The sequence below is a fragment of the Rhizobium sp. H4 genome (assembly GCF_003013335.1).
Lineage (GTDB): Bacteria > Pseudomonadota > Alphaproteobacteria > Rhizobiales > Rhizobiaceae > Rhizobium > Rhizobium sophoriradicis.
Genome location: NZ_PSOW01000020.1, coordinates 110,473 through 135,324 on the forward strand (window position 1 = coordinate 110,473; position 24,852 = coordinate 135,324).

Below are 24,852 nucleotides of genomic sequence, written 5' to 3' on the forward strand. Positions count from 1 at the left end.
GTTGTCGACCTCGATCATTCCGGGCTCTGCGACGCCGTTCCTCAATATCAAGTAAGACCGAGCTGACTGCGAGAAGGCGGGCCTCAGTGCCCGCTTTTTTTGTTTGTCGGCGGCGGACCCCTATTGGGACGGACTAACTGACGTTTCGCGGCTTCGCCTGTGGTCTAGTTCTAGTCACCGTTACGGTTGGCTTCAATCGGCCTATGTCGCTACTTCTCTCAACCGGCATATTGCCGGAACCAAAACCGCTCGCAGTAACTACTAGCGTCTGTGGATCCACACGCCACTCGAGTCTAGGACCTTGGCTAACTTGGCCGCTGTCCAACCCTGCCCACAGGTGAACCCCTGAAAGCCCCAGGTGACCCAGTTCAGACAGTAGCGTGTTGGTGCCGTAACCGACGCCTACGAGCTTAACTCCGTCGCTAATGGGAACGTTGACTTTATCGCCACCGGTGATCAGCTCATATGCAACTTCACGATTATACTTCGGAGGAAGGCCCTCGAGGAAAACAACAATATTTTCATGTTGCCCACCGTCAAGCGCGCGCGCTAATTCCGCGGGTTGAATAGCTTTCCAAACACCTGCCATTGCGAGCATATTTGCAGTCAGGTGAATACGGTCGCTATCCGCGCCACCGTCAGGGTGCACTTCTTTCACCATCCTGCTTATGCCGCTAAGGATGGCATCTACCGTTGGCCCCGATAGACCTTCTTCGATGAGCGTCTCGATATCCGAAGGTCTTAGATTTGCGACATCAATCATCGCTTACTCCTATTCATCTGGAGTGTAGACGAAAAACGTGCGCAACGATATGCCGAATCCGGCAAAGACCTCGTTAACGTTCTCCAGATGCTCACGTCGAATATGGGGTCTCTTTCCGTAACGACCAGAATTGTTGCTCAGCACCCACGGGCTTCTTCCCCTAATTGGGGCATAGAACAGCTCTCCGCCGATCCTCGCTACCTTTGTTTCAGGGTTCCCTGGCTCAAGAAGCGATGGATGGCCCAATCGCGCTTCGAACGGCCGAAGTGGTGGGCCATTCCTCGGGAGAATGAAATGGAGATTTCCGGTCTCACGATTTAGCACCTCTTCCATAGCGAACCGTATGTTTCCAGCTTCGTCCACTAGCCATAGAATAGGCGAGGTTGCGTAAACAACCTCGGCCAATGGTTGAGATGAAGCTGCGTCGATGAGGCTCTTCAAAGCCGGTGCCGTTTCCTCGGTGAGAACCTGAAGACTTCGAGGCATTGCGCTTAGCTCAACAGGGCTAGCGTCTCGTTGGAATTGCAGGCACTCGCCGTATCTCTCGTCCAAATCCATTTGATGCCCCAGTTGTGAGGCTTCATTATCGCATCCCAAAGTTCCGGACAATAACCTGCCGGCATCCAGGACGCTCTTCGTTATAAAAGAAGAATCGAGAGCGAAAGCAGCATGCGCCGAGACCAGCCGGCGTGGTCGATTCACCCCAACGCTACGCCAATTCGGCGAGATCCTACCCGTCCCGGTCAGGGCGCGGCTATATGGAACGGGAATGGGGAACGGCAGCGATCCTAGGGATCGACCGCTGACCTGAAGTTCAGACGGACGCTCGCAATGCGCCTCGCCATGCTCGCCGGTGAAGATGATGATAACGAATTCGGTTTAGCGTCTGCGAATTAGCAATCCCAGATTGGATCATCATGAGTTGGAAATCGAAATTTTCAGCCGCCTGGCCCAAAACCGAACACGCAATAAGGGCGACGACAGCATTTGTTATTAAACCCCGAACCACGCTTGCAGAGACCGACAACGCCGCAGCACAAGTGGATAGCATAGCCTCCTTGTGGAACAATGCGGTCTGGTCGGGCGGGCTGCTGCTTGCTATTCAGGTGATAAAGACGAATTCCGGTGTCGCCGGATTCAAGTGGTTTTGCATGACCGCATTGGAAGTCGCCATGGCGTTTATGATGTTGGTGCTTGGCCTTGCGGCGGTCCATCTCTTTACGGATCGGATAAATGAAGGCCGTAGTGATGGCCAGCGCGCGTTCGTCAGCCTTGGCTTGATGGTGATCTTCCTTATACTCGGCCTCGGCTTCTTGTTTACTCTGGGCGAATATATGATGTCACCCGCCGCAGGCATCGTTCCCGAAGCTAAATAGCTCGACGGCTGCGTAGCTATTTACGCAGCCGCTCGTCTGCCTCGAGTGTGAGAGAAACCTAGCTGGCGTCAGGACGAGTAACGACAGCGATCCTAGGGAACGACCGGCGGAACGTTGGGCCTGGAAATCCAATGGCGCCTTCTCCACCCCTCCTTTTTGGCTCTAATCCGACCGCGAAGAGCCATTCATGGCGCCTAGTGCTCCTCGTTCAATTTTGGCTCGCGCTGCTTTCTGCCTTCGATTTGGACGGATGATTGGACTTGAGATGTCCAACGTCCTTGGACATTGTCTGTCCAACGAAAGGAGACCGGCATGCGAAAGAGTTGGGCCGAATATAAGCGAGAAGCGCGGAAACGGGAACGAGATGAGGAACTGGCGCGGGAGCGACAGCTAAATACATCGGTATTTCGAAAGGCGTTTTCTGATTTCTTCAAAGAGGGCAATCGCACCGGATTTGGTAGCCACTACCTGATCCTCGGTAGCAAATGGTGGGACTTTAGCGAGGACAACGGCATCGAGCCGCTCGATCCGTCCGAGATCGATGAAGACGATCAGGCCGCAGCCTTTAACTCCCTTGGCAAAGCTGAGCTTGTCCTGAGCGTGCTGGAGGACGTTGTCGATACGCTTGCACGCGACATCTCTGATTTCAAGCGGAGCGAAATCGAAGCGCGGATCGATGAGGTCAAACGATCCGGCCTTACGGGTCCGAACTCGAAGGCCTCGTTGGATGAGTTGGAGCGTCTGAAAAAGATGCGCCACAACCTGAACAAGCGCGTTAGACGGACCCTCCCTCAGACCAAGGCCGCGGGCTAGTTCCTAATCTTCAATATGCGAGCGGAGCGCTAAAACCGCATTGGTTGCGGTTTTGTAATGAACAACTTTCTAAGGAGTTATTCGATGACTTATCTTTCCCGTTTCAATGACGTCGAGTTGACAGAACTCGACCTCTCTGCACCGACCACGACAGCGCCTGCAGAGCAGTTGCCCAGGTCCGTCGACAATGTTGTGGCGCTACCGAAGGCGAAGCGCAGGGCTGCTGAGGTCTATGCCTTCGACTATTCCGGTGTTTCGGCCGCCGTTGCGAAGGAGGCGGAAGCAACCGCCAAGCGTATTCGGAATCGCCTTAAGGTTCACACCATCGAGACTGGCAAGGAACTCCTGGTTGTCAAGAAAGAGCTCGGTCACGGCAAGTTCGGAAAGTGGCTGGAATTTCATTTCGGCTGGAAGGAGCGGACCGCGCAGAACTACATGAACTCGGCAACCGCGTTCGGCCTAACGCCGCAGGTCATTGATGTTCTGCCTCCGTCCACGGTCTATAAGCTTGCGGCAAAGAGCACGCCGGACGCGCTCAGGCAGTCGGTAATTGACGAGATAAAGCGGGGCGAGAAACCCTCCCCCAAGCAGATCGAGAAAAAGATTGCCGCGATTAAGAACGAGACTCCACAGAAGGCTAGCGCGGATGAGAGAATTACCGCCGGCAGTCCCCAAAAGCCGTCTGATGTCTCCGTGCCGGATGACGTGGTGGCTTCGCTTAACCGAGCTTTAGCGACCGAAGCTCCCGCTAACGCAATCCAGGATGGAGATGGTGCTCAGTCGCCTCCAATCGCGCAAGAGCAAGAGTTTCGCGCCCAGAAGATCGTTGGACACCTCAAGAAGCGGTTCGGGGATAAGTTCTCGCTTCTGCGCGACGCGATCCTCAAGACCGACCTCAACGCATTGAGAAAGGCTCTCTCCGAGGCGTGACTAACGCGAGCGCCGGCGCACGCCGTTATCCGCTGCTAGCTGGTCAGCGGTTAACGTTCCTGGCTAAGCCGACGCTTGCATCGTGCAGCACGGTGCGGGCTTGGGGAACGGCAGCGATCCTAGGGATTGACCGTATGCAGCTCGGGAGAGAGCTGGCGATACGCGCCGGAAACCCAGCTTCCGACTTAGAGTTGCTCACACACTTCAAGACCTGATCACATCTAAAAGGGGTCGTATAGTCTTGGTCACATCAACCGCATTAAACGAGCGTTACGACACATGGTCACCTACCGCATGTCCAAGCAGGCAGTCGCATACATTCGCGTATCAACCGAAAGGCAGGGAGAAGTAGGCATCGGGCTTGAAGCTCAGCGTGCGTCAATCCGCGCCTATGCTAATGCTTCTGGCGTCGAGATCATCGAATGGTTCCAAGATGTAGCAAGCGGTCGAGGCGCTAAAAATCTCGCGCTCCGAGACGGCCTGACCGAGGCTTTGGACTTCGCAGAGAAGAACAACGTCGGCCTTCTTGTGGACGGTCTCGATCGGCTGTCTCGGCACACCGAGACCGTGGAGCACATCATGCGCGAAAGGAAGGTCGCAATCGTGTCTGTCTCCGACGAGCGCACCAGGGATCCTTTGGTGCTTGCCAGTCGTGTCGCCCGAGCTGAGCTTGAAGGGGATAGGATCTCGCAAAGGACTAAGCAGGCGCTCGATGAGAAGAAGGCTTCCGGCACGCTCCTCGGAAATCGGAAGAACCTCCCTGAAGCCCAGAGGCGCGGTGCTGATGCGAACAAGCGCCGGGCTGAAGAAAAGGTCAATGAGATCGCTAAACTGATCGAGGCCAACGGCTGGCGGAGCTTCTCTCTGCCGGCGTTGGTGGATGCGCTGAACGGAATTGCCGTGAAGACCAGCCGAGGAGAGCCCTGGACTGCAGCTGCCCTCCGCAAGCCTCGCAAGGCAGCCATTGACGCCCTAACGCGGTCCGCGGACGCAACCTACCGGGACAACCCGCACTACGGCGCGTTCTGAGTTGCCCCGGCGATCGATGAGTGAAATGAGACCTTCCGCCTCACAAAAGACGCCATAGCTTCTCGATAGCGCTGATTAGCTCTGCTTGGCGGGTCTCAAGCACTGCGGGTGTCCATTTCGCCTGTGACAGCACCTTGCTGGTAATGGCAAAATTTGAGACGCCCGCGCTGGTTGAGAAATATCTCTCTTTTTTCTCAGAAAACTCGAGATTGCCCGCTTGGGAGTTCTTTCGACGCGTCAAGAGCACAAGATTTGCAAGCTTATGAACCCATTGTAACCGATCATCCAGCTCCGGAAAATCAAGCAGCCACTGGCTTCCCACTGCTGGATTTTGAGGCAGAACATGCTCAACGCTAATCACTGGCGAGCTGTAGACTGCACTGCCGCCCGAGAGTAACTCGTCTAGGCGAAGAAGGAGTGGAAGGCGAATTCGGGTGATCGAATAGATATCGCCTGAGAGTGCCTTTCGAACTTGTGCTTTTTCGCTCTCATCGAGTTGTAGCGGGGATTCGGCTGCGAATAGGTCGTCACTGGCCTGGATCGCGGAGAGCAACCGGCCATACCGACGGATGCGCTCAGAAGGATCGCTACGCATCAGAAAGAGTGCATAGGCGAGACGCTCGAGATCGGACAGGAAGCGCAGAATGAAATCAGGATCGTCGCGCCGACGAGCGATCACTTCAATTGATGGCGGCTGCCAATCGAAATTATCCAACCTGGAAAGATGCGTTAGCTGCCGGTTTATCTCATCGGCATTCTTGTAACTTGAGAACGCCCGGTCGGTTATTTCCTCATAGGCATCAGTATAGGGCGAAAGCTCGTTATCGATGAAAATTGCCGGCGTCTTTCGGGTGGGCACAAACTCTCGGAACTCAGTTATCAGCGTTCCTTGCATCTTCTGCTTGCGGTGAATCATGCGGATATGACCGAATAACTCGGCGAAACGAGCCCGCCCCAGCTCATCCTCCATATCCTCCCATTTCTGGGTATAGGACTCCTGTTTATCCGCAGGTAGAGCCCCTATTATCTCTGCCTTCAGAACGTCTGCGGGAGAAAGATCGAGGCCGCGCGAATTCATGACCGAGAATATCCGGAACGCAGAGTCCTGATCCGACGCGGCGACGATTACAAGGTAGCAGCGCTGCGCGATATACATAGTCAATCTGCGCCGCTCCTCGTTAGAAAGCGCTTTTAGTCGGTCACGCAAGAAGCTAGCATTCTCCACCATCCGAGCCCGAGCGTCCTTGAACTGGCGCACGTCCGGCAGTTGGGCAGTCGCAGCCTCATTCTGGATCATGGTGCGGAAGAACTCGGCATCGCGCTCTCGCGGTGTCAACCGAAAGACATCAGATGTTCCTTTGATGGGGTCACCAGTCTGGCAGACATAACCGTGTATGGCAGTCGCAATCTTGGAATCAGACAGATCGCGCAGCACGCTCATCAGGATTGTCAGTGTCGTCAGGCGCTGCTGGCCGTCGACCACATCAGCTTCCGGCTTCTGTGGATCTTTGATGAGAACAATACTACCCAAAAAATAGGGACTTGCATCCGCAACATCGCCGGAACTACCGCAGGCGGTGACAATGTCGTTGAGCAACTCACTCGCCTGCTCCGTAGTCCAGGCATATGGTCGTTGATAGGAGGGGATGCGAAAAAGATACTTATCACAAAAGATGTCGAGGATTGGCTTCTCGCTGGCTTCTATAGTATGGCGTGTCATTATCTCTCCCAATGTGCTTTTCGTTGCCTCGTTATCGAGACACCATCCGTTTCAGGCATTGCGGGCTGCGTCAGGCCCTAAGAACTTACTCACTCAACTCGGCGAAGAAACACGCATCCGCGCTCGATTAGAGGGTGGTGGCGAGGTTCATCGCGCCTTATCGTCTGCAAGTTATTCTCCAAACACGAATTCAGGCAGGACCACTTCCCAAACATTTTTTCTCAAAGACACCTGAAATTCCTCACCGTTGTCGACCTTGCGCCATTGAATGATTGCTCTAGCAATTCCGCGGATGCATCGCAGTCCCACTGGCGGCTTGTAGCTCTGAGCCATCCTTCCGATGACTACCCCGTCCTCATTCAGAATGAACCAGCGATCGTCGACCTGCACCAAGCTAACTCGATCACCGGTCTGCAATCGCGCCAAAGCGCGGTGCGCACTACTGTCAACACCCTGCCGCCCCACCCATGATAGGTCAACCATCTGAGGCTCGGCCAGCTGGTAGCGAAGAGCGCTGTCTGCCCCCTGTTTTCTGTCTGCCATGATTGTTCGTTCAAGTAGGCCTGTTGTGTCCGCCCCAATAATGGCGTGCCGATCCATCACAGTTGCGATTGCCAGGCTGCGGCGCGCGCGGGTCATGGCGACGTAGAGCAGCCGCCTCGGCGCATCCTGGTCCTCACCCCTCGAGGTGCGCTCCCAGCCGCCATCGAGAATGACGACATCGTCGAATTCCAGTCCCTTTGCGCGATGCGCCGTCAAAAGCATGAGCCCTCGCTGCTCCTGGCGTGCGTCGCGAGCCCATTCCGCCAACATTTCGAGGAGATCATCAACCGGCACCGCCTTGTCATCCAGCTCCAGGCTGAAATCCTTCAGGGCATCCGAGATCAATATCCACCAGCCGTTTTGCTGTTGACCGGCAATGAAAGCCTGCATCTGTGCGACGGTAAGCCTCTTTGTCGGCTCAGCGCGGACGAATGCCACGAAGGCCCTGACCTCACGAAGACGCCAGAAAGGTGGCATTGTCTCACTCGCGAGCTGCACGGGGATACCAAGTTTTTCACAGTAGCTGCGCGCCGGCTCAAGCAGCCGCCATTCCCGCGCAATGATCGCGGCGTTTGACCAGGACCAATCGGGGATCAGGCGGGACAGCCTGATCAGCTCATCCACCGCGGTCATCGCCTGTGCGCCGGCATCGGTGCGCAGAAGTTGCACACGTCCATGTGCTACGGGATCCATCCTGGCGAGGGTCCCGCCAATTGGCGCCTTCAATCTGGCACGATTGACCGTGATGTCTTGGTCGGCCTTCATGCGATCCAACGCCGGAGCGATCACGCTGTTGGCCGCGGCGACGATCGCCGCAGTAGATCGGTAGTTTTCCACGAGATAGCTTGGCCGGGCGCTGTAGTCCGCCTCGAAACGCCGGATGAATTCGATCGATGCACCAGCAAAAGCATAGATGTTCTGATCGTCGTCGCCGACAGCGAAGAGGCTGAGCCGCTGCTCCTGGTCGTCGAGCGACCGGCCGGCCACCGCCGAAATCAGGCCGTATTCCTCCGGGCCAATGTCCTGATATTCGTCGACCAGGATCCAGCGATAGCCCTGAATCAAGGTTTCGCGCAATGCCTCTGCTTCGTCCCTCGGTAGGCCATCACCCCGTAGCAGCGCCGTCGCCTCGACCACGACTTTGTCGAAGTCGCGCTCGGTCTCGGCCTCGAGCTGACCGGCAAAGCGTGCACCGACCAGCCGCATGGCCAGCGCATGGCAGGTCGACACGGTCACGCCCAAAGCGTCGTCGCCAATCAGGTCCTTGAGGCGCCTGCGGATCTCCACCGCGGCATGTCGATTGTAGGTTAGGACGAGGATGCCGTGCGGGTTCTCGCGTCGTATGCGCACCAGATAAGCGATGCGATGGACGAGCACCCGCGTCTTGCCGGAGCCGGGGCCGGCGAGCACCAAGACATTGGTCTGTTCGCGATCGTCGGCAACGATCCTTAATTGCGTTGTGCTGCCGAGGTCCTCCACGATCTGGCGCCAGCTGTCCGGCGTGCTCTGCCGACGCAGTTCCCCCGCCCTGCCGGGCATCCAGCGCCTGAGGAACGTCTCCTTTTCCATGCGGAAATAATCCGAGGCCAAACGTTCCGCCTCCGGCATCGAAACCAGCCCACGGGTGGCATAGGCGGCCATGATGTGCGTCTGAAGGGTCTGTTCGCCGTAATGCTCTTCAAGCGGCGCAAAATCCTTTTGTGTGAACTGCCCGCCGCCTGGTCGCAGATTGACGGTGATTGCCGGGCGGAAAATCGTAAGGCCGCGTCCGAGGGTGACGACACCCTGTTCGTGCAGCCACATCAAAGCGCGATTCAGAAGTTTCGTCTCGTCCCGAATAGCGGCTTTCAGGAAAGCATCCTCCCTAATGGCGCCCTGCATCTTGCCGATCGTGGTTTCGACCCGAATGTCCTTGCCACGTGTGCCTTTCGGCACGAGGCTTTCGAGATGCCGCAGCACATTCTCGGCTCCGCTTCGCCTGATTTCCGCCGTTCGGTTCAAGGCGTCCCATGACCGCTGCAGACGCACCAGGCAGCTCCCTCTGTTGAGCTTGCTGAACTGAATGTTGCCGCGTCCACCATCTTCGTCGCGCCCGTCATGCGCGAAACTGCGCAAGTGCGTCTCGATCAGGTCTGGCCGCACGCCGGCATGGCCTTGGTCACGCAGTATCTGGCAGGTCGCGGCGAGGTGCAACGGATAGGCTTCACCATTCTCGGCATCAGGAGCGCTTTCCCTCAATACCGCAATCATTGAGGTTTCAAGGGTTGAGGATAACTGGAACCTCTGGCGCGAACCATCCGCGCCAACATGAACGAAGATGGTAATTACAGTATCGTCATTGGCAATGCCGAGCGCCTCGAGGTCCGAAAGCGCTTTTCGCAGCGCTCCTCCAGTGAGTCCGCCCGCACCCGACAGATCGTCAGTGGAGACGCCGGCATCTGCCGGCGACTGCATTAGATGGCTGACAATTTGCAGGAGCTGCTTGCGCCGCTGTTCCGTTATATTCGCCTTGACCAGGATTGTCTTGGCTTCCTCGATCGTGCGGACGCGGAGAGAAGACGGGAAGACCTGCGGTCGGTTTTCATCACGTGCGAGAAGGGTGGCCTCTTCCAGCCAAGCAATAGCCGTCTTGATCCTGGTGTCGTCGGTCGTCTTGTCGCGGACGAATTCTTGTGCTGTGTCCTCTCGCACGATCTCGCCAGGCGTGGCGATGACCCCGCTACTGCGATCCTTGCCGCTTTTGTCCAAGCGGCGCAAAGCCTTGAGAATACCACCAATCTCGTGACGGGCGAGACGGGAGCGCGCGCTCAGCGAAAACTGCCGTTCAACATCTTCGGCGCTGAACAGTAAGACGCAGGCCGCGGGATTGCGATCACGTCCAGCCCGACCGGCTTCTTGCAAATAGTTTTCCAGAGAGCCGGGTATATCACCGTGGACGACCAGCCGAATATCAGGCTTGTCGATGCCCATTCCGAAGGCGTTCGTGGCCGCGATGATACGGAGATCGCCGACCCGGAAGCGTTCTTGCGTTTCCTGCTTACGTTCGGCTGTCAGGCCAGCATGGAAGTAATCGGCAGAGAGACCTTGTTGCTGAAGGAAGCTTGCGACCTTTTCGGTCGCCGCTCGCGTGGAGCAATAGACAACTGCCCCCGATAACCCATCTTCCGGCAATGCGCGTTTGATCGTTTCCAGGATATCAGCGGGCTTACGGCTGCGATTTGTTTCCTGCACTTCGAACGTGAGATTATTCCGTGTGGCCCCACCGTCGAGCAGCAGCAAGTCCATTCCGAGCCGTGCCTGGAAGTGATCGCGAATGTCGCGAACCACCTCGGGCTTCGCAGTCGCCGTCAGGCAGACAACCGGCGCCGGCTCCCGGTCACCAGAATGTTCACGGATGAAACGCGACACATACCGGTAGTCAGGGCGAAAATCATGTCCCCATTTCGAGACGCAATGGGCTTCGTCGAGGATCCAGTATCCCACCTCACGTTGGGTAAGAATGGCGCGGACTGAAGGGCTGCGCAACTGCTCGGGAGAGATAAGAAGCATGGCAGCATCTCCCATTCGCACACGGTCCAGGGCGTCGTGCCGCTCTGGAAGAGAGAGAAGACCATTGATCGTGACACAGCCCGATATTCCATGGCGCGCCAGGCCCTGGACTTGGTCGGCCATCAACGCAACGAGCGGAGAGATCACGACCGCGAGCGCACCCGTCTTGTCAAAGCGCGATAGAGCTGGGATTTGGTAGCAGACGGACTTACCGGTTCCGGTCGGCAGAATGCCGAGCACGGAGCGGCCTGCCATTGCTTCCGCCACGATGCGTTCCTGCAGCGGACGACCAGCTTCATCCTTTGGTTCCGGCCGGAACGAATTGAAGCCGAACCACCGGGAAAGAGCCTTCCTGGGATCGTTTTTGTCGCGGCACCATACGCAGCCGGCATCGCTGCAAGCAGTGTCGCGCAGATCCCGGACGATCTGCGAGGCTTCGCGAAACTGCTTCCTGACCCAAGGCGGCATCACGGAATCGCCGCCCGCCACAGATATCCATGACAGTGCATAGGCCATAGGCCAACCGCGTTCCGGCGAGGAGATCCGCTGCAGTGCCTCCTCCACCCGGGTCGCGCAGGCATTTCCATCGAGAAGTTCCCGGACCGCCTGCACGGCGAGCGACACGCCTGGACGAGGTGCCTTCCGCAGACTCGCGAAAAACGCATCGAACCCGTCTGTTCGAGGACTGGAGGTGGTTAGATAGTGGTAGGCGATCAGGGCCGCAGGTGCTTGGTTCTCAAGGCGCTCGAATGCCCCGATCTGGCTCGTCAAAACCTCCAGAACCAAACGAGCATCCAGCTCGGGATCATTGATATGCCCGGCCTGTAGACGACCGTCGTGATGGTGCTTGACCAAATGATGATACGGATTGCGCGGAAATGCGAGCGGGTTCAACCAAAGCGTGTCGACAGGCTTTTCCGATAGCGTGGTGAAACTTGGCCTGGCCGCAGCGAGATGGGGGAGATCGAAGCGGATGATGTTATGGCCGAGCAGGAAGTCAGCCTCGGATGCCAGTCGTTCCAGACGGTCGAGCGCGGCCTCTCGGTTGCCTTGCCGAAAGATAGCCTTCTCCGCGTCGCAGCTTCGAACTGCGGCGAAGGCGAAAATAGAGGCTCTTTCCGGATTAACTTCGAGATCGATTGAGAGGCAGCGGCCAACGAATGAGGAAGCCGTAAGAAAAATTTCGGAAGCGCTCATCCGTGCGTGACTTCTCGCTGCGATGCCAGATCCTCTCTTCACGGGCCGATCGTGACGAACGAGAGCAATCCAATGTAAGGCATCAAACTACAATGCTTCCCAGCGTGCAAGGCAGCAGGGACACAGTTTAGTTGAAGCGCACTTATTGATGCAATTATTTCTTGAACTGCACTTGCGACACTAGGTATTCAACTCGCAATATAGGTAAAAGAATCAATTTCTAGGGATGATATGACGATCTCCGTTGCTGCCGCCCATTACACCCCCGTTCAGGGCCACTTCTTCGCTCACAGCTTGATGCTCGAAAGCATCAATGACGACTCGTTTACGCGATCTCTGAGCGCAGCGCGTGTCGATATGAACCCTCACCAAGTCGAGGCGTCACTCTTCGCCCTCAAATCCCCTTTCGGCAAAGGCGTGCTGCTCGCTGACGAAGTTGGTCTTGGTAAGACGATCGAGGCCGGCCTCGTGATGGCTCAAAAATGGGCCGAACAAAAGCGCCACATCCTTCTCATCGCTCCCGCATCGCTGCGCAAACAGTGGGAGCAAGAGCTGATCGAGAAGTTTGGATTGTCATCGACGATCATGGAGGCGGGCCGTTATCGCGACCTCAAGAAGGCTGGCAATAAGCAGCCCTTCCAGGCCGTCAAAGGCGTGGTGATCACGTCCTACGAGTTCGCAGCTATGAAGAAAGATGACCTTCGGATGATGCGCTGGGATCTTGTCGTTTTCGATGAAGCCCATCGACTGCGTAATGTCTACAAGAAGAACGGATCCCAACGTGCGAAGGATCTCCGAGACTCACTGAAAGAGACATTCAAGGTCTTGCTGACCGCAACGCCGTTGCAGAACTCGCTGCTCGAACTTTACGGCATCGTGTCCATCATCGATGAAAATCACTTCGGCGGGGAAGCAGCATTCAAGAAGCTTTACACCGGCGCTGGCGCAACGCCAGCTTCGACACAAGCCCTTAGAGAGCGACTGAAGCCAATCAGCCACCGCACGCTGCGTCGGCAAGTCCAGGAAGCCGGCCATATCAATTTCACCAAACGAAACGCCGTCGTCTTCGACTTTGAGCCCCCGGATCTCGAGGTCAAGCTTTACAATGCCGTGTCCAGCTTCTTGCAGCGCAAGGATACGGTCTCTTATGGCGATCGCGCTAACCAGCTTGTCATCCTGCAGATCCGAAAGATTCTTGGTTCATCAACATTTGCTGTCACACGCTATCTTGAGACGCTGATTGGTCGCCTTGAGAAAATGCAGACGGCCGACACAGCAATGACCGACGACATCGATACGATGGAAGAGATTGTTGAAGAAGCCGGCGCGGATGACGAGGCTGACGACGATGCCCCCCAGATCGATCCGATGAAACTCGCCGCAGAGCTTGTTGAGCTTCGAGGTTTCCTTGATCTGGCACGTTCTATCGGCGCGAATGCGAAAGGCGAGAAGCTCATCGATCAGCTCCCCCTTGTGCTAGACGGCATTGTTGCCAAGAGAGGCGCCCGAAAAGCTGTCATCTTTACGGAAAGCGTTCGGACACAGACTTACCTCTCCGATCTCTTGTCCGTGAACGGCTACGCAGGGCAGATCGTTGTTTTGAACGGTTCGAACAGTGACGCTGCCAGCCAAGAGCTTTACAAGAACTGGAAAACTCAACACGCCGGAAGCGATCGCGTCTCCGGGTCTAAAACAGCTGACATGAAGGCCGCGCTCGTTGATGCGTTCAAGAGCGACGAGAAAACAATCCTCATCGCTACTGAAAGCGGTGCAGAAGGCATCAACCTGCAATTCTGCTCACTGCTTATCAATTTCGATCTTCCTTGGAATCCGCAGCGCGTCGAGCAGCGCATCGGCCGTTGCCATCGTTATGGCCAGAAGATCGATGTGACCGTCGTCAACATGCTCAACCTCAAGAACCAGGCCGAGTTTCGTATTCACCAGCTGCTTCAGAACAAGTTCAAGCTTTTCGAGGGCGTCTTCGGTTCTAGTGACGAAGTCCTCGGGACAATCGAGCGCGGTGTCGATTTTGAGAAGAAGGTCCTCGACATCGTCCAGGAATGCCGCACGCCGGAAGATATCAACGAGGCATTTGATGCCCTGCAGGCTGAGCTGCAGGACACTATTTCGGCCGAGGTAGCAGGTGCCAGAGCGAAGGTTCTCGAGCAGTTTGACGCCGATGTCGTGTCCCGACTGAACACCCGCAAGAACAGCCTTACCCAGGCGCTCGACGATTTTAGTCGCCGCTTGTTGATGATGGCACGCGCAGAGCTTCCGTCGGCAGAGTTCGACATTGATGGTGATCATGCTTTCCGGCACGCCGGTGAGATTTTCACGCCGCACTGGCAGGTCGCCGGTGAGAAGGACTGGCAGTTCTTTCGCCTTACGGACGAAAATGCCGCCATGGTGATAGCCGACGCGGCACGATCGCGTGATCATACTGCGCAAGCCTCAGCTTTGACCTTCAAGCCAAGCCTATTCCCCTTTGACGGGCAGCTCGCCGATGTCCAGGCTCTCGTGGGATCGAGTGGTCTGCTTCGCGTATCCAAGGCGTCCGTCAACACCAGCGGCAATCTCCGTGAAGATTTGCTGCTTTCGTGCATTACCAACGATGGCCGTGCCATTCCCGTAGACACCGCAAAGCGGCTTCTCACTGCGCCTGCGCGGGATGACGGCCCGATAAACATGCCGAGCGGCGCGGGGCCACTGATGAAGACCGAAGAGAGCCTCTTCGCGGAATTCGGAGACGCCGTAAAAAGGCAAAATTTCCAATGGCTTGAAGAGGAAGAAGCTCGCCTCGACAACTACTCGAAGGACATGGAAGTCGAAATTGAAGCTCAGATCGATGAGCTGGACAGCGAGGTCAAGCAGCTTCGAAAAGATCGCCGTTCTCCGGATATATCGATGGAAGAGAAGCTTTCACTTGGCCGAAAGATCAAGAAGGTCGAGGACGAGATCGACGACCTGAAATTCTCCAAGCACGAACGGCGAAAGGCAATTCGCAAAAAGATCACCGAAATGCTGGACGAGTTTTCGGAAAGCCTGAACCGCAAACCTGAGCTTGAGCACCTTTTCTCCATTCGCTGGTCTGTGGAGTAGTCAATGCGTGGCTGGGCCGGGTATCGTTCGTCTGAATTCGGCGTTTACCCTGTCGAACTGCATTTCTTCCTGGACAGCCACGTCGGGCCTGGCTGGGTTGTTCCGGCTCTTCTCAACCGATCAGGCTGGCTTGCGGTCGCCGAGGTCGAGATGGAGACGGATTTCGATCATACACGGGCTGTTGTCGCCGCGTGTATCAACGACGAAGGAGAGGTTCTCGGAAAGTGGGTCGCGGAAGCTCTGTTTTCGATGCAGTGCGCGCTGCCCATGGAGGTCGTAACAGAGCCGCCGGATGACCTTGGTGATGCACTAGATGCTCTCTACTGGGATTTCTTGGGCGGGTGCGACGTCTCACATCTTCGCGTGCTAGAAGATAGGGAGCAGCAAACCGCATCAGCGATTGCGCGCCTGGAATTCCGTCGGCAAGAGGTTTACGCAAAGGTCGAGGATTTTCTGTCGGACTTATATGCCAGGCGTCGACGAGAGTGGGATCGTCCGGATATACGCCGCGCAATCGATGAGAAAATTGAAGAGATCGAAAACAAGCAGTCTGCTGCCGACACATGGCACCGGAGCCAGCTGAGCACATTCCATGACGAGCTCGAAGAGTTCGAGACCCAGGTATTGGCGTCACTTCAGAACCATGGTCGTGTGCGACCGCTTTATACGGTCTATTGGCAAACTCGGTATTCCAAAGTGCGCACGGTCGCAAATACCGGGTTCGATTTGCGGTATGGCCTTCCTAGCCAAGAGCGCTTCAGCAAGGATCTCCGCTCGCTGGAAAATAGTGCTCGGCGGCATCGGATCGATCAGCTAGTCCGCAAACGAAAGGAGTTCGCGGACTATTACGACGAGTTGGACAAAGCAGTCGAAGATGCAGCTGCGCGCAAGCTCACAGCCCGGATTGCGGCAGAAGAGCGAAAGAAGCATTCGGAACCTTTGATGCCGCGGGAAGAATGGGCAGAACTCTTCAAGACGACTGATTTTCGCGATCTGGCGGAAAAATCGCGACTGTGGGAAGCGCGATATGGGCGCACAGCTACAGCGAAAACGACCAGAGCACCAAATCGCCAAGGCACGAGCCAGCCTAAAGCAGGGTCCAAGGATCGGTTGGCCAAGTTACGTCCACCAAATACCGCCGCACCAAATTTGTCGGCGCCAGACAGCCAGCGTTCACCCGCCGTCGTTAACGCACCAGAGGCCTCAACTCCAGCGATGGAGGCCCTCGATGCCAGCACACTCCTCCAGGAGCTTCAGACGGCGTTAGCGGTCGACGCAGCCCTTGAAAGAGCTGCAATCGCGGCAACAGCCGCAACGTTGGTTGTTGAGCCCCCACTTTCCCCGAATTTCTCCCAGCTGACATTGCCAGCCGAGCTTAAGGACGTAACGAGCGCCGGCGTTATCGTCGGAGATATCGTCCTCCTACGCTATACCGATAGCGGCCCTGGCAAGTTTATCCGCTATACGATCAGTCAGTCGGAGAGCGATCCATCCTGCGGTCTTTTGTCATTCGGCGATCCGCGTGCTCAGCAGATATTGGGCAAGGAGTTGGGGAGCGAGGTTGCGCTTGAGCTAGTCTCAAGCCAGCGAACGGCTGTCATCGAATCCATTGCTCGCGAAGGTCAGCCCGAAAGAAGGCTTTCGAAAGCCGAGAGCCCCAAAGAGGCAGTGGTGGAACCGGGGGATACCGCGGTTCTTCGCTATTTCGTGGGGCAGCAACCGCGTTTTTATCCATGTGTCGCAGCATCCGGTCCCATGCCCTCCAACGGATCCGAGCTTTCGCGAAAGCGAGACCGAGCGCGGGCGCTACTTGGCAAAAAGGTCGGCGATGAGTTTACGGTTTGGCTAGGTTCCTCCGAGCGTCCAGTGAGGATAGACAGGATACTCAAACCATAAAGGGATTCGCGCTGGCTCCCTGGACGATATGACTGAGAACGGAAGACTGATGTCGAAGAAAACCAAGCTGGAACTCACCTGGATCGGCAAGGACGAGCGCCCGAAGCTGGAGCCGCGCATCCTTATCGAGGATCCGGCCAAGAGCTATCACGCCGAGGTGCGGCATTCGGATGGCGACATCTTCGACAACATGTTGATCCGTGGCGATAATCTGCTGGCGCTAAAGGCCCTAGAAAGTGACCCGAAGGTCTCCGGCCAGGTAAAGTGCGTCTTTATCGATCCGCCTTACAATACAGGTAGCGCCTTCGAGCATTATGACGATGGGCTGGAGCACTCTATCTGGCTATCTATGATGCGGGATAGATTGGAACTTATCCGCAGGCTCCTGTCTGAAGATGGATCGCTATGGATCACGATTGATGACAATGAGGCACACTACCTGAAAGTGCTATGCGATGAAATTTTTGGGCGAGCGAATTTCGTTGCAAATGTCGTTTGGCAAAAGAAGTTTGCGCCGCAAGCCAATGTGCAAGGCATCTCGGACAGCCACGACCACGTCCTGGTATACACTCGTGACAAAACAAAATGGTCTCCGAACCTTCTCCCGCGCACCGACGAAGCTGACTCACGTTACTTGAATCCTGACAATGATCCGCGCGGTCCTTGGATGTCCGACAACTTTACAATCAGTCTTACCGGCGGCGCACGTGGGGCACAGTTTGCGCGAACTGGTATCAGCCCGAATGTTTATGAGATCGTGACACCGTCGGGTCGGACACTATTGCCTACTCAAGGAAGGTGCTGGGGCACAAGCAAAGAACGATTTGAAGAACTTGTTCTCGATAACCGAATATGGTTCGGCGCGAACGGCGGCAACGTCCCTCGTATTAAGCGGTTCCTGAACGAGGTGCAATCCGGCGTGGTAGCTAGAAGTTGGTGGCCGCGGGAGGAAGTCGGAGACAATCAAGAGTCGAAGCGAGAGGCCTCGGCTTTCAACTCGGAAAATGTGTTCGCCACTCCTAAACCGGAACGGCTGATAAAAAGGGGGCTCGAAATAGCCACACGCCCTGGCGACCTTGTCCTAGACTCCTTTGCAGGTTCTGGCACCACGGGAGCCGTCGCACACAAGATGGGCCGACGTTGGATAATGGTTGAGCTCGGCGCTCACAGCGATACCCACATAGCGCCACGGATGAAAAAGGTGATCCAAGGCGATGACGATGGAGGAGTAACGAAGGCTGCAGGCTGGAATGGCGGCGGTGGTTTTCGCTATTTTAACCTCGCATCTTCGCTGCTTGAGCAGGATAAATATGGCAACTGGGTGATTAGCAATGAATACCGCCCCGAGATGCTGGCTCAAGCTATGTGCAAACATCTCGGCTTCACTTACGCACCTAGTCAGCATGCAGATGAATACTGGAGCCACGGCTATTCAACCGAAAAAGACTTCATCTACGTCACCACCCAGCAGTTGACGCATGATGCCTGCCGGAAGATCTCGGAGGATGTCGGCCCGGAGCGCTCGCTGCTTGTCTGCTGCAAGGCCTTCAACGCCGATCCTGATAAGTTCGACAACCTGACGCTCGTCAAGATCCCCTCGTCCATCCTGACAAAATGCGAGTGGGGACGCGACGACTATTCGCTCAACATCGCAAACCTGCCTCTCACCGACCAGGAGGGCGATGACGACGCTGATGAGGCCGCGGCCGCGTCGGTCAAGCGCGGCCGTAAATCAAAAGCGTCGCCGGATGCCGAGCCATCGCTTTTCGACACTCCAGGCACTGCGGAAGAATGATCTATGAACAACCCTGAACGTATTCTGCGTCAGATCGCCCAGCGCCTTTCGCTCCGCAAGCCTCAGGAAGAAGCACTCCACATCCTCGCAAAGCTGCTCGACACAGCTCCTCTGGGCAAGGATGAGGATCTGGTCGCAACGTTGTTGGCCATCAGTTCGGCCTGGCCCAGTGTCGAGAGTTTTGAACGCGATTTTCCGTCGGTCTGCTTTGCACTGGCCACCGGCGTCGGCAAGACGCGGCTGATGGGCGCATTCATCAGCTACCTCTACCTCACCGGCCGATCGAAGAACTTTTTCGTGCTGGCACCGAACACGACGATCTACGACAAGCTGGTTGCGGACTTTTCGCGCCAGAACTCGCCGAAATATGTTTTTCGCGGTATCGCCGAGTTTGCACAAGTGCCGCCGATCATTGTTACCGGCGACACTTGGCAAGAGGGACGCGGCGTGCGCGGCTCGGATCTGTTCGGCGGCGAAGCGATTATCAACATTTTCAACGTCGATAAGATAAACAAGGATAAAGGTCGTATCCGCACCATGCGGGAATATATTGGCCAGTCCTACTTCGATTATCTCGCCGAACTTCCTGACCTAGTTATGTTGATGGATGAGGCCCACCGCTACCGCGCCAGCGCCGGCCTGCGCGCCGTCAGCGATCTGAAACCGATCCTTGGATTGGAACTGACGGCGACGCCGCGTTCTGTTGGCGCGAAGTCGAAATCGTTCGGCAACGTGATATTCAGCTATAGCCTGGGCAATGCGATGGCCGATGGATACGTCAAGGAACCCGCCGTCGCGACCCGCGTCGATTTCCGCCCTCAGGACTACGACCAGAACACACTCGAGCGGATCATGCTCGAAGACGGCATTCACTACCATGAAGAAGTGAAGACCCAGCTCGATCTTTACGCCCGCCAAACGGGCCGCAAGCGAGTTAATCCCTTCATTCTCGTGGTGGCCCAGGACACCACACACGCCAAGGCGATCAAAGACAAGATCGAAGACGACCAGTTCCTGAAGGGAGCATACAAGGGCCGTGTCATAGAGGTGCATTCCAACCTCAAGGGAGAAGAAAGCGACGAGGCCGTCTCGCGCCTGGTGAAGCTGGAAAGTGACGACAACACGGAGATTGTCGTCCACGTCAACAAGCTCAAGGAAGGCTGGGACGTAACCAATCTCTACACCATCGTGCCACTTCGTGCCTCAGCCTCTGATATCCTGACCGAACAAACACTCGGCCGCGGTCTGCGTCTGCCCTATGGCGAGCGGACCGGCAATGAATTCGTTGATACGCTGACCGTCATCGCACACGATCGCTTCGACGAGGTGATCAAGAAGGCGAAAGACGCCGACTCTCTTGTTCAGATCAAGACCATCACGATCGGTGAGCATGGCGATGTTTCCGATCAAGGATCGCGTGTGGTCGAAGTGGCGACAGGCTTCGAGTCCATGCTTACGGGCAAGCGGAATGACGGTATGGAGGACGACGGCACAGCCTTCGTTTTCGACCATCCAGAAGATCAGAAGATCGCAGCAGCCGCGATCGACTTGGTGGCGCAGAAATATGAGCGTGCTCTACAAGGCGGGGTCAAGGACCTCAATCGGCCTGAGGTGCAGGCCGAGATCGTCGCGGATATCAAGCGCATACAGCGACAAAGCCAAGCTCAGGGCACACTGGAAGGAATAGTCGAAAAGCGCGACATCGAGAAAATTGTCGGCGTAGTCGCAGCGAGCATCGCCGAGCACACGATCGAGATACCCGAAATCGTCGTGCTGCCCAGCCGTGAGGTCAACTTCTGGTTCGAGGACTTTGATCTTTCGAGCTACGAGCACATCCGCTATCAGCCCATTTCCGACAAGATCCGTATCCGAAACCTCCGTGATGACACGCAGCGGGATCTGGCGCGTTCAGTAGCAGGCCCGAGAGAAGGGCAAATCGGGAATTATATCGTCAAGCACCTGATCGATATGGACCAGGTGGACTACGACTCCCAGGCCGATCTGCTTTTCAAGCTGGCGGGCCAGATGATCACCCACCTGCGCAGCTATCTCGAAACGGAAGAAGACGTGGAGAATGTGGCGCTGGCGCATGGCCGCACACTCGCGCAGATCATTTTCGAGCAGATGAAGGCACATTACAGGGAGACGCCGGCCGATTATCGCGCCAAAATGGTGCGCTCGTTCCGTATGCTGCGAGCGCAGGCATTCGGCATCTCCTCGATCGCGAAGAGGTTGCCGATTACTCAGGCGGCGAAACCACTCTCGGACACTTCAGGCTACATTTTCTACGGGACGAAGAAGAGCCCTTACCAACAACACAAATTCGATTCAGATGCCGAGCGCCGTTTCGCTGCATTGGTAGACAATATAGCTGAAGCGGACGTTCTCCGTTGGCTCAAGCCGGCCAGTGGTCAGTTCCAGATCGAATACCGCGCCGGCAGAGCCTATGAGCCCGACTTTGTTGTCGAGACGGTCGGAGAGAAGCTCATCGTCGAAGTCAAATCCGATAGGGAAATCGACGACGAAGTTGTGCTGGAAAAAGCTCGGGCCGCGGTAAAATGGGTGCAATATGCGAGCGATCTTGCCAAGGAGACAGGTGGGAAGCCCTGGGGTTACGCTCTGGTCGCAGATAGCGACATAACCGAAAGCGCCAGTTTTGCCGGGCTGATGGCACGTTCGCGGCGAGGGTAGTTGAAAGGGCGCGACCTCGATGTTGGACGCGCACCTGTGGTGTGGTTAGAAATATCTTGTTGTTTGGTGCTCGTGGGGACTGATGCCAATCGAAATCGACGAAGTGTTGAGACGTTCCGATCAGGGTATTACCGAGCCTTATATTTGCCGAGGCGCTGACGATAAGCTCTACTTTGTCAAAGGCAGGGGAGCCGGTTACGATTCGCTGGTCAAAGAATGGATCGCCGGCCAGTTGGCGCGTCGGCTAGGCTTGCCCATCCCGCGATTTTGTATAGTTACGGTTCCACATGAGCTCTATGAAGCGGGTCGTAATGGAGCCTTGCGGGACCTCGGATCCGGGCTTCTATTCGGTTCTGAGAACGTTGAGAACGCTAACGAAATATCATTCATCAATGTGCAGCAGACGCCGGTTAAGGTGAAACGCGATGTTGCTGCGTTCGATTGGTGGATTCGGAACGGCGACCGCACCCTGAGTGACACAGGCGGCAATCCCAACATCCTTTGGTCAGAGACAGATCGGCGGATGATCGTGATTGATCACAATCTATCGTTCGACGAAACGGTAACACTTCATACACTGCTTGAAAGTCATATATTCAGGAGCGCGCTGATCGAAATCTGTGGTCAGCCTGAGCTGCAGAACCACTACAGTGCCCTGTTTGAAAAGGCCTTGCTGGATCTGCCAGAGATCCTTGGTGACATCCCGGATCGATGGCACTATGTAGATGACGCCTGCACGATCGGCATTGCCTTGTCGCTGCATCGTGTCGAGGACACATTGAAGCGTTATAGAGTGCCAGGCTTTTGGGAACGAACATGAAAAAGCATGCTGTCAGCTATGCGATTATCCGTTTCCAGCCTCACGTTGAAACGGAAGAATTCGCAAATATCGGTATTGTGCTGGTTGCGCCACGCATGAGCTTCCTCGATTTTCAGATCGAAGACAGGCGCTTAGGGCGGCTAACAAGCTTCTTCGATACTGTCGAGGCTACGACCACCCGTGGCGTATTGAAGAGCTATCACGTTGAGCTGAAACGTATCCGTGATCTCGCCGGGCATATAGGCAACGGGCAGAAGAGATTTGAGTTCGAGCTGAGTGATAATGCCGAGCATCTATTCCATGCGCTCACTAAAAATCGTGAGGGAATGATCCGCTTCAGCGAAGTGCGCTTCGCAATGACGGATAATCCTAAGGCTAAGCTCGACGACCTGTTTAATTATTACGTCAGGCGGAATTTCGCTGGCGCAGTTTATCGGGAAGGTCTGCTCGAAAAGCAGGTCCGTGCCCTGTTCAAGTTGCGCGACATTGGCCGGAATTTTAAACCCATGGCCTTCTCGGACGGTCTCTATTCAGCGAAATTCCCTTTCGTGGAAGTTGTTGAAAACAAGCCACTCAAAGTCTTGAAGCCCATTTACCTTGGCCAGGACGAGCCGACCCGCATTCTCGATCACGGCAACAAGTGGCTGTTCACTATCCAACGCCTCAAAGAAAAGCTTCCGCCCGACGTAGTTGTGGCAGTCGAGGGACCAAACGACTCCGCAAAACGCAAGCAGGCTTTCCGCGAGGCTGTGGATTTGTTCCGTGCGAACGACATCAAGGTGGTGGACGCACAAAACGAGAGCGAACTGATCGACGCGATGGAGTGACGACGTCGCGGTCGAGCTTCGCCTTGTTGTGCAGCTAAAATCAGTGCGGTTATGCTCCGATTACAACTGAAGATGTTGCCTACAATGTTGCATCATGGCTGAAGGCCCCTGGACTGACACAGAAAACGATTTGATCGTGGTCGACTATTTCGCGATGCTTGCCTCCGACGTCGCCGGCAACCGATACAACAAGGCAGAACGGAACCGCGGCCTCCAATCGCAGCTCGGTCGATCCCGCACATCAATCGAATTCAAGCATCAGAATATCAGTGCCGTGCTGAAGGGCCTCGGAGAGGATTGGATCCCTGGCTACAAGCCGGCATTCAACTTCCAGGCATCGCTTATCGATGCCGTCATGCGTTGGTTTATGCGCAACCCTGCCTACCTCGAGCGAAAGCCGACGGCGTCTTCAGCATATCAACTCCGCGAGGCAGAGCCGTTGTGGATCGGGCCTCCTCCAACGCTTTCAAATCAACCGCAGCCACAAGAGCTGGAGCAGATGCTGCGCATCGCCGCAAAATTTGACGTAGCTGGCAGAGATGAGCGTAACCGCGCGCTTGGGCGAGCAGGAGAAGAGCTTGTCCTTGCACATGAACGCGCCACGCTGAGCGCGGTGGGCCGTGGCGACTTGGCTCAAAAGGTGCGTTGGATCTCAGACGAAGAGGGAGATGGTGCCGGCTACGATATCGAGAGCTTTACCCCTAACGGAAAAGCGCGATTGCTTGAGATAAAGACGACGAATGGCTGGGAGCGAACACCGTTCTATATCAGCCGCAATGAGGTTGCCGTGGCAGAGGAACGCCGTGAGGAGTGGCGTCTTCTTCGGCTCTGGAATTTTTCCAGGGAGCCAAAAGCGTTTGAACTAGCGCCACCATTGAGTGCGCATGAGATGCTCACTGCCACAACTTTCCATGCGAGTTTTCACTGACCGTTGCCTCTGCAGAGAACAGCGGCGGCGGCGCACCTTTACATTTTTGGCGTCCCTACCTTGCTGTGTAAAGGTAAACCGCTCACAACGTTTACAAATACCAATCTGGGGTTGCTGCCCGCCTTGACGCAAACTCCGAAATCGTTGAGGAAATGACCCTGACCTTGACGCTAAGTTTCCCATAACTTGACAGACTTGCCGAAAGTCCGCTTTTTGTGTTTGGATGTAAAGGTCCGTGGACGCGCTTCAGTTGCATTGAGCTAATTGGCAGTCGCGCATCGTAACGTTGCCAGCACAGATCTTTCAGTTGCCGCGCTTGCTGTCTTCGAACCTGCAGCTTGCTCCTGGGGAAATCCTTGGTGGCCAGCGCTGAAAACATTTCCGCGCGTTTCAGCTCGTCGCAGTGGTGATCGCTCCCTCAGCAACGAGGCTAGGGCTGCGGGCATCGTTGATTTAAGCTCGAACCGAACGCGCTGCCTGTTGATCTATTTTGTGCGTGCTTTCATTAGATGATGAACCGCCGCGCACCGCCCTTGTGTTGGTATAACTCTGGTGCCGCCTAGCCTCCTGTCATCCGGCATTGTGTAGCTCCTACGCCGGTCCTATCGAAGTCCTAGGTGGCCGCAAGCTTGTGAATCGGGATGCCTTCCGCACTGGCGACGCTCCGGCGATCCTATCCTCCTCAGCCAGCTGCCTAGCCACGTAGCTATGCTCAGCCGAAAGACGGTAGTGTTTAGCCCAGGAATTTCGTAACCGGTGTTCTCCCCCCACATTGTCCTTCGCCGCCTAGTCTGTGATCGAGATTTCCATGGATGAAGAACGGGAGTTACTCCATGGAGACCTCATTGGAGTTTCTCACAACCAGGAAGCCTGGGC

15 protein-coding genes are annotated in these 24,852 nt (G+C 55.9%); 11 read left to right on the plus strand and 4 right to left on the minus strand.

The window, feature by feature from the left end; genetic code table 11:
• Positions 1-133: 133 nt before the first annotated feature.
• The gene (locus C4N04_RS26670; protein WP_106797446.1) at positions 134-763 is read right to left on the minus strand and encodes a hypothetical protein; all 630 of its coding nucleotides are present in this window, start codon (positions 761-763) and stop codon (positions 134-136) included.
• Between the two features lie 9 nt (positions 764-772).
• Entirely contained in the window at positions 773-1,321 is a 549-nt protein-coding gene (locus tag C4N04_RS31650; RefSeq protein ID WP_158775601.1) for a hypothetical protein, read from the minus strand.
• Positions 1,322-1,680: 359 nt separating this feature from the next.
• Between C4N04_RS31650 and C4N04_RS26675 the strand changes: the two genes are divergently transcribed.
• From C4N04_RS26675 to C4N04_RS26690, 4 genes are all read left to right on the plus strand, one after another.
• Positions 1,681-2,139 carry a hypothetical protein gene (locus C4N04_RS26675; RefSeq protein ID WP_106797447.1) on the plus strand — a complete coding sequence of 153 codons (459 nt, stop codon included), beginning with the start codon at positions 1,681-1,683 and terminating at the stop codon, positions 2,137-2,139.
• Positions 2,140-2,451: 312 nt separating this feature from the next.
• Positions 2,452-2,952, plus strand: coding sequence for a hypothetical protein (locus C4N04_RS26680; RefSeq protein WP_106797448.1), 501 nt, complete (start codon positions 2,452-2,454; stop codon positions 2,950-2,952).
• Positions 2,953-3,036: 84 nt separating this feature from the next.
• Positions 3,037-3,882 carry a DUF3102 domain-containing protein gene (locus C4N04_RS26685; protein ID WP_158775603.1) on the plus strand — a complete coding sequence of 282 codons (846 nt, stop codon included), beginning with the start codon at positions 3,037-3,039 and terminating at the stop codon, positions 3,880-3,882.
• 279 nt (positions 3,883-4,161) lie between these two features.
• Positions 4,162-4,911 carry a recombinase family protein gene (locus C4N04_RS26690; protein ID WP_106797450.1) on the plus strand — a complete coding sequence of 250 codons (750 nt, stop codon included), beginning with the start codon at positions 4,162-4,164 and terminating at the stop codon, positions 4,909-4,911.
• A 40-nt stretch (positions 4,912-4,951) separates the two neighbouring features.
• On the opposite strand, the gene C4N04_RS26695 is transcribed toward C4N04_RS26690, so the two are convergent.
• Positions 4,952-6,631, minus strand: coding sequence for a DUF262 domain-containing protein (locus C4N04_RS26695; RefSeq protein ID WP_106797451.1), 1,680 nt, complete (start codon positions 6,629-6,631; stop codon positions 4,952-4,954).
• A 171-nt stretch (positions 6,632-6,802) separates the two neighbouring features.
• Positions 6,803-11,920, minus strand: coding sequence for a RecQ family ATP-dependent DNA helicase (locus C4N04_RS26700; protein ID WP_106797452.1), 5,118 nt, complete (start codon positions 11,918-11,920; stop codon positions 6,803-6,805).
• 231 nt (positions 11,921-12,151) lie between these two features.
• Between C4N04_RS26700 and C4N04_RS26705 the strand changes: the two genes are divergently transcribed.
• From C4N04_RS26705 to C4N04_RS26735, 7 genes are all read left to right on the plus strand, one after another.
• A complete protein-coding gene (locus C4N04_RS26705; protein ID WP_199852507.1) occupies positions 12,152-15,019 on the plus strand; it encodes an SNF2-related protein in 2,868 nt (955 codons plus the stop codon).
• A gap of 3 nt (positions 15,020-15,022) precedes the next feature.
• Positions 15,023-16,915 carry a hypothetical protein gene (locus C4N04_RS26710; protein WP_106797453.1) on the plus strand — a complete coding sequence of 631 codons (1,893 nt, stop codon included), beginning with the start codon at positions 15,023-15,025 and terminating at the stop codon, positions 16,913-16,915.
• A gap of 49 nt (positions 16,916-16,964) precedes the next feature.
• Positions 16,965-18,710, plus strand: coding sequence for a site-specific DNA-methyltransferase (locus tag C4N04_RS26715; RefSeq protein WP_106797454.1), 1,746 nt, complete (start codon positions 16,965-16,967; stop codon positions 18,708-18,710).
• A 3-nt stretch (positions 18,711-18,713) separates the two neighbouring features.
• The gene (locus C4N04_RS26720; protein WP_106797455.1) at positions 18,714-21,401 is read left to right on the plus strand and encodes a DEAD/DEAH box helicase family protein; all 2,688 of its coding nucleotides are present in this window, start codon (positions 18,714-18,716) and stop codon (positions 21,399-21,401) included.
• 82 nt (positions 21,402-21,483) lie between these two features.
• Complete coding sequence (locus C4N04_RS26725; RefSeq protein WP_106797456.1) at positions 21,484-22,221, plus strand: HipA family kinase; 738 nt, start codon at positions 21,484-21,486, stop codon at positions 22,219-22,221.
• Positions 22,218-23,048: a DUF3037 domain-containing protein gene (locus C4N04_RS26730; protein WP_106797457.1), complete on the plus strand. Its 831-nt coding sequence runs from the start codon at positions 22,218-22,220 to the stop codon at positions 23,046-23,048. The genes C4N04_RS26725 and C4N04_RS26730 overlap by 4 nt, the downstream gene beginning before the upstream one ends.
• A 94-nt stretch (positions 23,049-23,142) precedes the next feature.
• Positions 23,143-23,976 (plus strand): DUF3883 domain-containing protein, encoded by an 834-nt coding sequence (locus C4N04_RS26735; protein ID WP_106797458.1) that lies wholly within the window; start codon positions 23,143-23,145, stop codon positions 23,974-23,976.
• Positions 23,977-24,852 lie beyond the last annotated feature (876 nt).

Bases quoted from the DNA above. Each gene is read 5' to 3' on its own strand.
- C4N04_RS26670 (WP_106797446.1), bottom strand. From the start codon at position 763: ATGATTGATGTCGCAAATCTAAGACCTTCGGATATCGAGACGCTCATC.
- C4N04_RS31650 (WP_158775601.1), bottom strand. From the start codon at position 1,321: ATGGATTTGGACGAGAGATACGGCGAGTGCCTGCAATTCCAACGAGAC.
- C4N04_RS26675 (WP_106797447.1), top strand. From the start codon at position 1,681: ATGAGTTGGAAATCGAAATTTTCAGCCGCCTGGCCCAAAACCGAACAC.
- C4N04_RS26680 (WP_106797448.1), top strand. From the start codon at position 2,452: ATGCGAAAGAGTTGGGCCGAATATAAGCGAGAAGCGCGGAAACGGGAA.
- C4N04_RS26685 (WP_158775603.1), top strand. From the start codon at position 3,037: ATGACTTATCTTTCCCGTTTCAATGACGTCGAGTTGACAGAACTCGAC.
- C4N04_RS26690 (WP_106797450.1), top strand. From the start codon at position 4,162: ATGGTCACCTACCGCATGTCCAAGCAGGCAGTCGCATACATTCGCGTA.
- C4N04_RS26695 (WP_106797451.1), bottom strand. From the start codon at position 6,631: ATGACACGCCATACTATAGAAGCCAGCGAGAAGCCAATCCTCGACATC.
- C4N04_RS26700 (WP_106797452.1), bottom strand. From the start codon at position 11,920: ATGAGCGCTTCCGAAATTTTTCTTACGGCTTCCTCATTCGTTGGCCGC.
- C4N04_RS26705 (WP_199852507.1), top strand. From the start codon at position 12,152: ATGACGATCTCCGTTGCTGCCGCCCATTACACCCCCGTTCAGGGCCAC.
- C4N04_RS26710 (WP_106797453.1), top strand. From the start codon at position 15,023: ATGCGTGGCTGGGCCGGGTATCGTTCGTCTGAATTCGGCGTTTACCCT.
- C4N04_RS26715 (WP_106797454.1), top strand. From the start codon at position 16,965: ATGTCGAAGAAAACCAAGCTGGAACTCACCTGGATCGGCAAGGACGAG.
- C4N04_RS26720 (WP_106797455.1), top strand. From the start codon at position 18,714: ATGAACAACCCTGAACGTATTCTGCGTCAGATCGCCCAGCGCCTTTCG.
- C4N04_RS26725 (WP_106797456.1), top strand. From the start codon at position 21,484: ATGCCAATCGAAATCGACGAAGTGTTGAGACGTTCCGATCAGGGTATT.
- C4N04_RS26730 (WP_106797457.1), top strand. From the start codon at position 22,218: ATGAAAAAGCATGCTGTCAGCTATGCGATTATCCGTTTCCAGCCTCAC.
- C4N04_RS26735 (WP_106797458.1), top strand. From the start codon at position 23,143: ATGGCTGAAGGCCCCTGGACTGACACAGAAAACGATTTGATCGTGGTC.